Source organism: Flavobacterium psychraquaticum (assembly GCF_034497725.1).
Lineage (GTDB): Bacteria > Bacteroidota > Bacteroidia > Flavobacteriales > Flavobacteriaceae > Flavobacterium > Flavobacterium psychraquaticum.
Window position 1 is genome coordinate 53,404 of record NZ_JAXKVR010000027.1, and the last position, 12,490, is coordinate 65,893.

A 12,490-nucleotide genomic window follows, 5' to 3' on the forward strand; every position below is an offset into this window, starting at 1 on the left:
TCGGATTATTATAAAGATATATTTTAGGTTGAATTATAAAATTCCTAATTCAACCATACATTGTTTCATCATTTGATACGTTCTTTCGATGTCGTTATCTAAACCAATAGAAATACGAACTAAACCATCGGTTAATCCCATTTCTTTTTGTTCGTCTAACGGAATTTCAGAAGAAGTTGACGTTCCTGGAGCTGAAAATAACGTTTTGTAAAATCCTAAACTTACCGCTAAATAACCTAAATTTCTATTTTGCATTAATTCCATCAACGCATTGGCTTTATCCAAAGTCCCCACATCAATTGTCATCATTCCTCCAAAACCATATTCTGGATTAATCATCGTTTTATAGATTTCGTGACTTGGATGACTTTTTAATCCTGGATAAACTGTTTTAATCCCGTCTTTTTCAAAACGCTCTGCTAAATAAGCCGCATTATGACTGTGTTGTTTGATACGTAAATGTAAAGTTCTCAAGTTTTTCATCACAGATGCCGAACGTAAACTGTCCATTGTTGGACCTAGAAGCATACTTGCTCCCGAATTTACATTCTTCAAGTCATTAATAAACTCTTGTGAAGCACAAGTTACACCACCAACAGTATCACTACTTCCGTTGATGTATTTTGTTAACGAATGAATTACAATATCAGCTCCTAATTTAATTGGAGAAACCGATAAAGGTGAAAAAGTATTGTCAACAACTAATTTCAGGTTGTGTTTTTTAGCGATTTTTGCCAAAGATGCAATATCAGCCACTTCTAATAAAGGATTACTTACGGTTTCGCAATATAAAACTTTTGTATTTTTAGTAATCGCAGCTTCTACAACGTCTAATTTTGTGATATCTACAAATGAAGTTGAAATTCCCATTCTCGGAACAAAGTTCTTTAAGAAGGCATAAGTTCCGCCATAAATGGTTCTACTTGAAACAATATGATCGCCATTTCCACACAATTGTAATAGCGTAGGAGTAATTGCTCCCATTCCAGAAGCAGAAACATTTGCAGATTCTGTTCCTTCCATTGCAGCTAAAGCTCGATCCAAGTACAAATTAGTTGGCGAAGAATGACGAGAATAGAGGTAACAACCCTCTGCATTTCCTTCAAAAGTGTCGAACATTGTCTTCGCTGAAAGAAAAGTATAAGTAGAACTATCTGATATTGAAGGGTTAACACCTCCGAATTCGCCAAAATATTGTAAATCTTGAATATTGTCTGCTGGATTGAATTTTTCCATAACTTTTAAATTTAGTTGGTTAATAGATTTCAAATGTGCGAAATAGTAATTTATTTTTCAACAGATTAGCTAAAAATTAGTTTTTTTAATTAGTAAACTATATTTTTGTAGATAATAAAACTAATAAACTATATTTTTGATTGTTTTTACACTAATTCAAATCATTTAAACTATTCCTTTTATGGATGCTATTGACAAAAAATTACTAGGATTACTTCAAAACGACACAAAAAAAACAACAAAAGAGCTGTCGATGGTTTTAAATCTTTCGGTAACTGCTGTTTATGAGCGTATTAAAAAACTAGAACGCGAAGGTGTAATTAAAAAATATGTTGCACTTTTAGATCGAAACAAAGTCGAAAAAGCGTTTGTGGTGTTTTGTCACATTAAGTTAATTCAACATACGAAAGATTTAATTCACACTTTTGAAAGTGAAGTGGTGAAACTGGAAGAAGTTTCAGAATGCTTTCACGTAAGTGGTGATTACGATTATATACTGAAGGTAAATGTGAAGGATATGGAGGAATTCCGCGAATTTATGGTTACAAAACTAACAGGTTTACAACATATTGGAAGTACGCACAGTTCATTTATGATTGGTGAAGTTAAAAATAGTACCGCTTTTACGTTGTAATCAATGTTACAATAATTTACCAAGAAACTAACAATAAATTAATACAAAAAGGCTTACTTTTGTACTCGAATTTAAGTCAAACAACAAACTTTATATAAAATTATGAGTCAATTTGATGTAACCATTATAGGTTCTGGTCCTGGAGGATATGTTGCCGCAATTCGTTGTGCACAATTAGGATTAAAAACAGCAATTATTGAAAAATATTCAACTTTAGGAGGAACTTGTTTAAATGTTGGATGTATTCCATCAAAAGCAATGTTAGCTTCTTCGCATCATTATGCTGAAATAAAACATTTTGCAGAGCACGGAATTGAAGTTTCGGGAGAAGTAAAAGTGAATCTTCAGAAAATGGTGGATAGAAAACAAGCTGTAGTTGATCAAACTTCGGGTGGTGTTAAATTTTTAATGGATAAAAATAACATTACTGTTTTTGAAGGATTAGGTTCTTTTGAAAGTGCAACTACAGTAAAAGTAACAAAAGCAGATGGTTCTTCAGAAATTATCGAATCTAAAAATATAATTATTGCTACAGGTTCTAAACCTTCAAACTTACCTTTTATTACTTTAGATAAAGAAAGAATTATTACTTCTACGGAAGCTTTAAAATTACCAGAAGTTCCGAAACATTTAGTAATTATTGGTGGTGGTGTTATTGGAATTGAATTAGGTCAAGTTTATTTACGATTAGGAGCACAAGTTTCGGTTGTAGAATATATGGATCGAATTATTCCTGGAATGGATGCTTCATTGTCGAAAGAATTGACAAAAGTGTTGAAAAAACAAGGGATGAAATTCTATACTTCTCACAAGGTACAATCTGTGGAAAGAAGCGGAAACGAGGTAACAGTAAAAGCTGAAAACGCTAAAGGAGAAATTATTTCTTTAGAAGGTGATTATGCTTTAGTTTCTGTAGGTCGTCGTCCTTATACAGCTGGCTTAAATGCTGATAAAGCAGGAGTTAAAATTACCGAAAGAGGAATGGTTGATGTAAACGATCATTTACAAACAAATATTCCAAATATTTATGCTATTGGTGATGTTGTTCGTGGTGCCATGTTAGCCCACAAAGCAGAAGAAGAAGGAACTATGGTTGCTGAAATTTTAGCCGGACAAAAACCACATATCGATTATAATTTAATCCCAGGAGTAGTTTACACTTGGCCAGAAGTTGCTGCTGTCGGAAAAACAGAAGAGCAATTAAAAGCAGATGGTGTTGCTTACAAAGCAGGAAGTTTTCCTTTCAAAGCGTTAGGAAGAGCAAGAGCTGGTGGCGATTTAGACGGATTTGTAAAAATCTTAGCTGATGCAAAAACTGATGAAGTTTTAGGAGTTCATATGATTGGTGCTCGTTGTGCCGATTTAATTGCTGAAGCTGTTACAGCAATGGAATTTAGAGCAAGTGCAGAAGATATTTCAAGAATGTCTCACGCACATCCTACGTTTGCCGAAGCAATTAAAGAAGCGGCTTTAGCGGCGACCGATAACAGAGCTTTACACGTATAGTAGTAAAAGTTTTAAAATATAAAATCCCAAATTCCAGTATTTATTGGAATTTGGGATTTTTTTACTTGAAATTATCTTTTGCTATTCCACTCTTTTTCAAAATGGTCAATATACTGATTGAATTGAGAGTCCTTTTCAGTGTAACTTCTAGTAATTTTTGCCCATTTGTCAAATTTCGCTTTATTTTTTATTGTGAAATAACCTTGCGTCATATTTATTGCCATTTCGGCTTTTTCTGAATTGTTTCCAGGCATCTTTATTCCCTTTTCATATGTTTTTTCTGCCATATCTAGATTTTTTTGTTGCAAGTATGCAAACCCAAGCTCTTTGAAAAAGTAGTAATTACTCGCGTCATTTTTTATAGCTTTTTCCAAAATTGGAATTGATTTTTCAAACTGACCTAAATGATTATAAGCGTAAGAAATTTCAAATTCTAATCCTTTATAATGAGGTTCTTTTTGATAAGCCTTAGTTAAATAAACCAATGCTTTTTCACATGCACCAACATGATTGTAGTGATAGCCTAACTGTTTCAAATTTTCGACTGAATCTTCAGAAAATTTATAAACTGTTAACCAATCAGGTTCTTTTTTTAAGTTCAGTTCCTTTAATTTATTATCGTCTAAAACTGACATTTTTACAATATTTGGATTGTCTAATCTAGTTTTCATCATTAGAGATTCTGTACTTGGATTTCCAATATATTTTTTATTTTTATCAATAGAAAAAGTTCCACCTGAATCAAATGTAATTCCTGCGTATCTATCGATATAAATAAACCCATAATTATAAGTTGAATCAGTTGCTTTTTTAGGCAAAACGACCCATTTATTTACAGCGTCATAAAAATTAGTTTCAAATTTTAGCTCATTATTCTCTTGTGCGTTTAGATTTATAAAAGATAAAAAACATAAGGAAATTATAAAAAAGTGTTTCATAAATAATATATTAGGATTTCAAATATATAAAAAATCTTGTGTTTTCTAAATATTTGCTACTTTTTAATAAACTTCTTATATCCAAAAAACCCAAAAACACCAATTAAAAATAAAGGCCAAAGCAATACTATAGTTGCAATTATGCTTTCAAACATAAACCAACCTGTTTTTAAACTGTCTAAAATTTGTAAACCAATATTTGGACGATACGAATTGATACTTTTTTCATTAGCAATCATTTTTTGTTTGATGCTTTCGTCTTGATAAATGTTTAAAGTGATTGTGCTAAAATTCACCTGATCATTTAAAGATAGATTTTGAATTTTAGAAGCATCGTTTTGTTCTTTTTTAAGATCCAAATTTTCTTCAGCGTCTACAATTTGATTTAATTTTTTTCCATTCGAATCAATTGCCTTTTCCAAACGTTTTTCGGAAGAATTACTTCTTTTCTGAGCCATTTCGTTCGATAACATTTGCAAGGAAACATCATCAGCCTTGATAATTCGATAATCTAAAAAATCAATTTGTTTGGCAATCGTCTTAATTACAGTATCTAGTTTAGTATTCGGAACTCTAATTGTAATGTTATTCTCGACTTTGTATTTTGTAGTAACTAAAGTACTATCCTGACTTACTTTAGTTTTATCTTCTTCATAAATAGTACTTTGCAAGTTGGTATAAGTCACAAATCCACCAAATTTTGAAGTCGCATCTTCAATTGCATAAGTCGACATAGCAACATTTTTGACTTTAAATTTTACATCGGCTGTTCGGATGAATTTTCTAGTGCTGTTTTTATCGACCACAGCAGCGGAAGATGAAATAGCAGAATCCATTACTGTGCTTTCTGTATTTTCGTAAGCTGATTCGTCACGATTTGACGCCTGTTTACAAGATAAGACTAAGCCAAATGCAAGCAAAGTCATTACGATTTTGGTTTTTGTTTTCATAAAGTTCATTTTTAATGTATTGATGGATAATTGTTTGTTTGTGTAGTTTTAAAATCAATAGCAAATGAATTTTATGGATTAATAGTATTTTACTTATAATAAAAATCGTGCCAAGATTTAACGAACGGTCTGTTTTCAAAACTATTTATTTGTTGTACTTTTGAAAGTAAAATTTTTAAGAATTGAGAACAACTATTTCAAAAGATATAACCCATTTTCCGAATTTTAAAAAACAACTTCTCCATTGGGCCAACCAATTTCGAGAAGTTGTTTTTTTAGATTCTAACAACTACAGCCAAAAGTATTCGAGTTATGATTTAGTTTTGGCGGTGGATGCTTTTACTTCGATTAAAACCGATTCAGAAAATGCTTTTCAAGATTTATATCAATACCAAAGCCAAACGAAAGATTGGTTATTTGGTTATTTGTCCTACGATTTAAAAAACGATACCGAAGCTTTACAATCGCATAATTTCGACGGCTTAGATTTTCCAGATTTGTTTTTCTTTCAACCAAAAAAACTCTTTTTAGTCAAAGACAATCAGGTTGAAATTCAGTATTTACGAATGTGTGACGATGAAATAGATTCTGATTTTAACGAAATTACAATTTCCCAATCTGAAGAACTTACAACATACAACCTTGAACATTTTTCTATTCAACAACGCATTTCGAAAGAAAATTACCTTTCTAAAGTCGGTAAAATGCTAGAACATATTCATCGTGGCGACATTTACGAAGCTAATTTCTGTATGGAATTCTTCGCGAATGATGCTAAAATAGAACCTTTAGCAATTTATCAAAAATTAAACGAAATTTCGGAACCTCCATTTGCGGTTTATTTCAAAAATAATGCGCAATATTTACTTTCAGCTTCTCCAGAACGCTACTTGCGAAAAGAAGGCACAAAAGTAATTTCGCAACCTATAAAAGGAACGGCAAAAAGAAGTGTTGATGCAAGTGAAGACGAACAATCTAAAATAGATTTGGTACATAATGAAAAAGAACGTTCGGAAAATATAATGATTGTGGATTTGGTTCGAAACGATTTATCGCAAACCGCTACAAAAGGAAGCGTTCAAGTCGAAGAATTGTGTCAACCTTATACTTTTAAACAAGTCCATCAAATGATTTCTACAGTTGTTTCTGAAGTGGAACTTACGACTTCACCCATCGAAATTTTAAGAACTACTTTCCCAATGGGAAGTATGACGGGAGCTCCAAAGATTTCGGCAATGCAAATTATCGAAGAATTAGAAGAAACCAAACGCAGCTTATATAGTGGTGCTGTGGGATATTTCACGCCAACGAATGATTTTGATTTCAATGTGGTAATTCGAAGCATTTTGTATAATGCAACTAATAACTATTTATCATTTTCGGTCGGAAGTGCTATTACTTCTTTGTCAGATCCACAAATGGAATATGAGGAATGCTTGTTGAAAGCAAAAGCGATGTTTGAGGTGCTTCAATCCAAATAAATCAGTATTTTTGACGATGCTTATTAAATTTAAAAAACATATTCAGACTAACTTCCCATCTTTAAAAGATCAAAAACTTCTTTTAGCCATAAGCGGTGGCATTGATAGTATGGTTTTGTTGCATTTATTTCACGAATTGGATTTTGATATTTCGATTGCTCATTGCAATTTTATGCTTCGCGATGAAGCAAGTAATAAAGATGAAGATTTTGTTAGAGCGGCTTGTGAATCCTTACATATTCCAACTTACATCCAAAGATTTGATACCAATCAATTGGCTTTGGATCATAAACTTTCGATTCAATTAGCGGCTCGAAAGTTGAGGTACGAATGGTTTTCTGAACTTTTAACTACTGAAAATTTAGATTTTGTTTTGACGGCACATCATTTGGATGATGAAATTGAAACGTTTTTAATCAATTTAACTAGAGGAACCGGATTAGAAGGATTAACAGGAATTCCGGAAATAAATGGGAATATAATTCGACCTTTATTGCCTTTTACTAGAGAAGAAATTGAGAACTACGCCAAAGAAAATAATATCAAATGGCGAGAAGATGCAAGTAATGCTTCGAATAAATATATGCGAAATAAATTGCGTCACGATGTAATTCCAATTTTAAAAGAATTGAATCCTAGTTTTTTGGACACTTTTAAAAAGACACTTGACCATTTAAAAGACGCACAATCGATTGTTAATGATGGAGAATATATTATTTTTAAAGAAGTGGTCACTGAAAAAGAAGATGGAACCGTTTTTTTTGATTTGAAAAAGTTACTTCAAATACCCAATTATGGAGCGTATTTGTATCAATGGCTAAAAGAGTTTGGATTCACGGCTTGGGACGATATTTATGCGCTAGTGAATGCCCAATCAGGAAAACAAATTTTTTCGGAAAATTATTTGATTTTAAAACACCGCGATTTTTTAATTCTTTCCACCAAGAATCAGGAAGAAGAGGAAACTACGTTCAATATAAAAAAAGGTGTTAAAGAAGTTAAATATCCCTTAAAATTGGCACTTTACGTCGTTGAAAAGATTTCAAATAATTCAAATACTGCTATATTTGTCGATGAAGAAAAAATAATTTATCCCTTAACAATTAGAAAGTGGCAAGTAGGCGACTTTTTTTATCCTTCAGGAATGGAAGGTAAGAAGAAATTGAGTAAATATTTTAAAGATGAAAAGTTTTCGTTGTTAGACAAAGAAAATCAGTGGTTATTGTGTTCCGAAAATCAAATTATTTGGGTAATTGGAAAGAGAGCTGACAACCGCTTTATTGCAGATGAACACACACAACTAATTGTAAAAATTGAAATTAAATAATGAAAAAATTACTTTTAAGTTTAATACTGCTTGTTTCCTTTTTTGGAAATGCACAAATATTTGATCCTGTAAAATGGAAAACTAAAATAGTTCAAAAATCAGATACTGAATATGAGCTGATTATGGATGCAATCATTGATAACGAATGGCACATGTATTCTCAATATACGCCAGATGGTGGTGCTTTACCGACAGTTTTTGATTATAAAAATGCTAAAGGGAATTATACTTTAGTAGGTAAAACAGTTGAAAGTCCTTACAAAAAAGTATTCAACGATATTTTTGAAGTGGATGAATATTACTTTGCAAAAACGGCTCAATTTAAGCAAGTTGTTAAAGTAACAAATGACAAATTAAAAGAAATTAAAGTATATATTGAATATCAAGCTTGTAAAGAACAATGTATTCAGCAAGATCAAACATTCACTTTTGTAATTCCTGAAAAGAAAGTAGGTATTGTTGCTTCTACTGAAACTAATTTAACGGAAGATATTGCAGTTTTAACCACCAACACTGATACTACTTCAATAGAAAAAGCTGCTGTTTCTGTAGCCAATGAAAAAGTTGAAAAAAGCGACATAGCTCCAAAAAATGATAAACCAGTTAATATTTGGGTTTTATTTTTAGGAACTTTATTGGCAGGTTTGTTGGTGACTTTTACACCTTGTGTATTCCCGATGATCCCTATGACCGTGAGTTTTTTCCTAAAACAAAGTGCAAAAGGTGATAAAAAGAAAGGAAGAATTAATGCATTAATGTATGGTTTTTTCATCGTATTTATTTACGTTTTGATTTCTTTACCGTTTCATATTTTCCAAAGTTTAAGTCCGGATATTTTCTATGAAATTTCGACAAACCCGTACTTAAATATCTTTTTCTTTATTGTATTTGTAGTTTTCGCGATATCGTTTTTAGGAGCTTTTGAAATTACAATTCCATCTTCTTTAGCAAATAAAGTAGACAGTGCTTCAAATAAAGGCGGATTCGTAGGAATCTTCTTTATGGCCTTAACGCTAATTATCGTTTCATTCTCTTGTACAGGTCCGGCTTTAGGAGCAGTTATTGGAGGTGTTTTATCAACGGATGGAGGAGCAACATTATTAACGATTGCAATGCTTGGTTTCGGATTAGGTTTAGCGTTCCCATTTATGATGTTCGCATTGTTCCCAAGTATGATGGGGAATTTACCAAAATCGGGTGGATGGTTAAATACTGTTAAAGTTGTATTTGGATTTATCGAATTAGCCTTGGCGTTCAAATTCTTATCGATGGCAGATTTAGTTATGGATTGGCATATTTTAGAAAGAGAAACTTTCATTGCTATTTGGATCACATTATTTGCAGGTTTGGCTTTGTATTTATTCGGAAAAATTACATTACCACACGATAGTCCATTAACTCATCTTTCAGTAGGAAGATTGTTATTAGCCTTGTTATCATTAGCTTTTACTATTTATTTAATTCCTGGACTTTGGGGAGCACCTTTGAATTTAATTAGTGGTTTTCCACCGCCAATGAGTTATAGTGAAAGTCCGTATGGAGTGGGTTATAAAAATACACAATTAACAACAAACTCATCAGCTTCTGAATTACCAGAACATGCGAGTTATGGTCCACACAATATTGTTTCGTTCCATAATTACGATGAAGGTTTAGCTTACGCGAAAAAAGTAAACAAACCCGTTATGATTGATTTCACAGGAAAAACATGTGTGAATTGTAGAAGAATGGAAGAGAAAGTTTGGTCACTTCCACAGGTTTTACCAATTTTAAAAGGAGATATAGTTTTAATTTCTTTATATGTAGATGATAGAACGCCTTTACCTAAAGATGAAATCTATGAAACTGCAAATGGAAAAACGATTGATACTTATGGTAAAAAATGGAGTGATTTCTCTATTACAAAATACAAAGCAAATATTCAGCCTTATTATATTCTAATGGATCACGATGAAGAAAATCTGAATGAACCAGTAGGTTATACTCCAGATGTTGAAGATTATAAAGCTTGGTTAGAAGACGGTATTGCTAAATTTAAAAAGTAATAGTTCTTTTTTTAGAAGCTAAAAAAAGTCCTAATCAATTAAGATTAGGACTTTTTTTTAATCGGTTTCTTCCAATTTAAATATCTCTTCAACTGGTTGTTCAAAAAAGCGAGCTAATTTCAATGCTAATACAGTTGACGGAACATATTTTCCTTTTTCCATTGCGTTGATTGTTTGTCTACTTACTTCTATTTGTTTGGCCAATTCTTCTTGCGAAATATTTTTAATAGCTCGTAATACTTTTAAATTATTCGTCATCTTGATTCGATTTATTTAGTTTGTAAATCATATAATGAAAACGAATGATGAAAAATAGCAATAGCGTGAACGTATTATACATTAGTATCGCTAAATAACTAACACCATAAGTAAAAATGGTGAATAGAATAATTAATAGATAATTTAGATATATTGCCCAAACCATGCTCTCATATCTTATTTTAGAAATCATTTCATCTTCCACTTTTAACTTTGAAAAACCAACTAGAGTTCCACCAATTATAAGGCCTAAAACTAACAATTCATCTACTATATTATTTTTAATTATTTGGAAAAAATGCTTATTGCCAAAAAACTCATCTAAATAAATTGCTGGCACGTGCAAATTTAGATATTGTTCGGTATCAATTTTAAATAACAAAATTAGGATCGATAAAACTAAGCAGGGAACAAATAAAATCCAACCTATAATTTTAAACTTGTTTGGAAATAAGAAATGTGTTTTCATAAGAAATGTGTTTAAATTCATCTCAAATGTAAAGTTTATTTTACATATAGACAAATAAAATTTACATATAGTAAAATTAGCTATACTTTATTCCACTACTTTCTCAATATAATCAGAATTTAACAGATATAAAGCGCCCATGTACTGCAAGTCGAATGAAACTAAATCGCCAATATTATATTTGTTTTTAGAGTTGCTAATATCAATCACCGTCATATCGGAACTTGAGTCAATTATAGTAATGGATTCATCAGTCGCACTCAAATATTGTGGTTGCATGTCTAATAATCCAAAATCTAAAATCGCACGAAGTGAAGTTGCACTTAAATCTACATTTTCATCAATTTCATAAGTGTTTCCTGCCACATTTTCCCCTAATTCTCCAATTGGATTATTTGGTTTTTCTGTAATTTCAATGATTTCTGCATAAAGTTTAAAAACATCATTGTGCATATTTTCAAACGTTTCACCCGTAAATAGATTTTTGGCGAAAAATAAAGCTTCTCCAATTCTAAAATGATTCACCGCCATTGGACGTGCATTTTTCAATAAAAGTGGCACTGCAACTGATGTTCCGCCCGAAACCCACGGAATTATCACATTAAATTTAGCCTCAATTAGTTGTTTATATAAACTGAGTTGAATCAATTTATCTTGCGTTGGCATAACACCGCTCAAGCAGTTTAAATTCGTTCCAATTCCCCTAATTTCAACATTTGGTAAACTGAAGACTTGTTCGTAGAAACTAAGTAATTCTTCCCCTAAAACGCCTTCACGTAAATCGCCCATTTCGATCATAATGATAATTCCGTGGGTTTTATTTTGACGTTTGGCTTCTTCCGATAAAAGTTGGATCGTATAAATTTCGGTATTGAAACTTATATCTGCATATTTTACGATTTTTTCTATATTTCGCTTGGAAGGAGGTTTGATATAAACTGTTTGAATTTTTGGATTCAGCTTCTTAATTTTCTTCAAATTACTAATTCTCGAATCGTGAATCTCAGTAACGCCAAGCTTAATTAATTCTTCCAAATAAATAACATTCCCACATAATAATTTAGAAACAACGCCCCAAGTAATGTTTCTTTCTTTAAATAATTGGTCTAAATAGTTATAATTTTCTTGAAGTTTGTTGCGATACAGTTTTAAAAATGCCATTGTTTATGATTTCGTTAAACGCATTTCTAAATATTTATTGGTAAACCCTAAATTTTCATAGAGTTTTTTAGCCGGATTATCAGGTTCTACGTGAAGTGCAATGTCGCCTTCCACCGAATCTATTGCTTTTTGCATTAATTTTTTTCCAAAACCTTTTCCTCGAACCGAATTATCTACTGCGATATAAACCAAAATATTTTCTGGAATATAACCGTTCATTCCGGTTTGATTTAAAATAGTGATACCAACAATTTTTTCGTCGTCTTTACCAATGATAATTTGACCACCTTTTTCTGGATTCATCACATAATCGATGCATTTTTGAATAGCATCTTTATGGTCGCCATATTGTTCTAAATGGGTAAATAAAAAGTCGACGATTGTCTCAGTTGAACAATCTGTTGGAATGCCCGTTTTGGCATTAATTTGTGTAAAAGTCATTACTTATTTTTTTATCCGTATTCTTTCAACGAATGTTTACAATT

Annotated in this window: 12 protein-coding genes; 5 read left to right on the forward strand and 7 right to left on the reverse strand. The window is 31.6% G+C overall.

Annotated features, from left to right (window positions below):
• Positions 1-33: 33 nt before the first annotated feature.
• Positions 34-1,236 carry an aminotransferase class I/II-fold pyridoxal phosphate-dependent enzyme gene (locus tag T1L09_RS06285; RefSeq protein WP_322550106.1) on the reverse strand — a complete coding sequence of 401 codons (1,203 nt, stop codon included), beginning with the start codon at positions 1,234-1,236 and terminating at the stop codon, positions 34-36.
• Positions 1,237-1,417: 181 nt separating this feature from the next.
• On the opposite strand from T1L09_RS06285, the gene T1L09_RS06290 reads away from it, so the two are divergent.
• Together T1L09_RS06290 and lpdA are read left to right on the forward strand one after the other, a co-directional pair.
• Positions 1,418-1,870 (forward strand): Lrp/AsnC family transcriptional regulator, encoded by a 453-nt coding sequence (locus tag T1L09_RS06290; RefSeq protein ID WP_322550107.1) that lies wholly within the window; start codon positions 1,418-1,420, stop codon positions 1,868-1,870.
• Positions 1,871-1,972: 102 nt separating this feature from the next.
• Complete coding sequence (lpdA, locus tag T1L09_RS06295; RefSeq protein WP_322550108.1) at positions 1,973-3,376, forward strand: dihydrolipoyl dehydrogenase; 1,404 nt, start codon at positions 1,973-1,975, stop codon at positions 3,374-3,376.
• Positions 3,377-3,447: 71 nt separating this feature from the next.
• On the opposite strand, the gene T1L09_RS06300 is transcribed toward lpdA, so the two are convergent.
• Both T1L09_RS06300 and T1L09_RS06305 read right to left on the reverse strand, forming a co-directional pair.
• Positions 3,448-4,314 carry a tetratricopeptide repeat protein gene (locus tag T1L09_RS06300; protein WP_322550109.1) on the reverse strand — a complete coding sequence of 289 codons (867 nt, stop codon included), beginning with the start codon at positions 4,312-4,314 and terminating at the stop codon, positions 3,448-3,450.
• Between the two features lie 56 nt (positions 4,315-4,370).
• The gene (locus T1L09_RS06305) at positions 4,371-5,264 is read right to left on the reverse strand and encodes a DUF4349 domain-containing protein (protein ID WP_322550110.1); all 894 of its coding nucleotides are present in this window, start codon (positions 5,262-5,264) and stop codon (positions 4,371-4,373) included.
• Positions 5,265-5,446: 182 nt separating this feature from the next.
• Between T1L09_RS06305 and T1L09_RS06310 the strand changes: the two genes are divergently transcribed.
• The 3 genes from T1L09_RS06310 to T1L09_RS06320 are packed head-to-tail and all read left to right on the forward strand — an operon-like array spanning position 5,447 to position 10,117.
• The gene (locus tag T1L09_RS06310) at positions 5,447-6,745 is read left to right on the forward strand and encodes an anthranilate synthase component I family protein (protein WP_322550111.1); all 1,299 of its coding nucleotides are present in this window, start codon (positions 5,447-5,449) and stop codon (positions 6,743-6,745) included.
• Between the two features lie 16 nt (positions 6,746-6,761).
• A complete protein-coding gene (gene tilS / locus T1L09_RS06315; RefSeq protein ID WP_322550112.1) occupies positions 6,762-8,072 on the forward strand; it encodes a tRNA lysidine(34) synthetase TilS in 1,311 nt (436 codons plus the stop codon).
• Positions 8,072-10,117 (forward strand): protein-disulfide reductase DsbD family protein, encoded by a 2,046-nt coding sequence (locus T1L09_RS06320; protein WP_322550113.1) that lies wholly within the window; start codon positions 8,072-8,074, stop codon positions 10,115-10,117. Before tilS ends, T1L09_RS06320 begins: the two co-directional genes overlap by 1 nt.
• A gap of 57 nt (positions 10,118-10,174) precedes the next feature.
• Here the strand turns inward: T1L09_RS06320 and T1L09_RS06325 are convergent, their stop codons facing one another.
• The 4 genes from T1L09_RS06325 to T1L09_RS06340 form a co-directional block, all read right to left on the reverse strand.
• Complete coding sequence (locus T1L09_RS06325) at positions 10,175-10,375, reverse strand: helix-turn-helix transcriptional regulator (protein ID WP_322550114.1); 201 nt, start codon at positions 10,373-10,375, stop codon at positions 10,175-10,177.
• Positions 10,365-10,844 (reverse strand): hypothetical protein, encoded by a 480-nt coding sequence (locus T1L09_RS06330; protein ID WP_322550115.1) that lies wholly within the window; start codon positions 10,842-10,844, stop codon positions 10,365-10,367. Before T1L09_RS06330 ends, T1L09_RS06325 begins: the two co-directional genes overlap by 11 nt.
• Before the next feature lie 87 nt (positions 10,845-10,931).
• Positions 10,932-12,005, reverse strand: coding sequence for an alanine/ornithine racemase family PLP-dependent enzyme (locus T1L09_RS06335; protein WP_322550116.1), 1,074 nt, complete (start codon positions 12,003-12,005; stop codon positions 10,932-10,934).
• A 3-nt stretch (positions 12,006-12,008) separates the two neighbouring features.
• Entirely contained in the window at positions 12,009-12,446 is a 438-nt protein-coding gene (locus T1L09_RS06340) for a GNAT family N-acetyltransferase (protein ID WP_322550117.1), read from the reverse strand.
• Between the last annotated feature and the right edge of the window lie 44 nt (positions 12,447-12,490).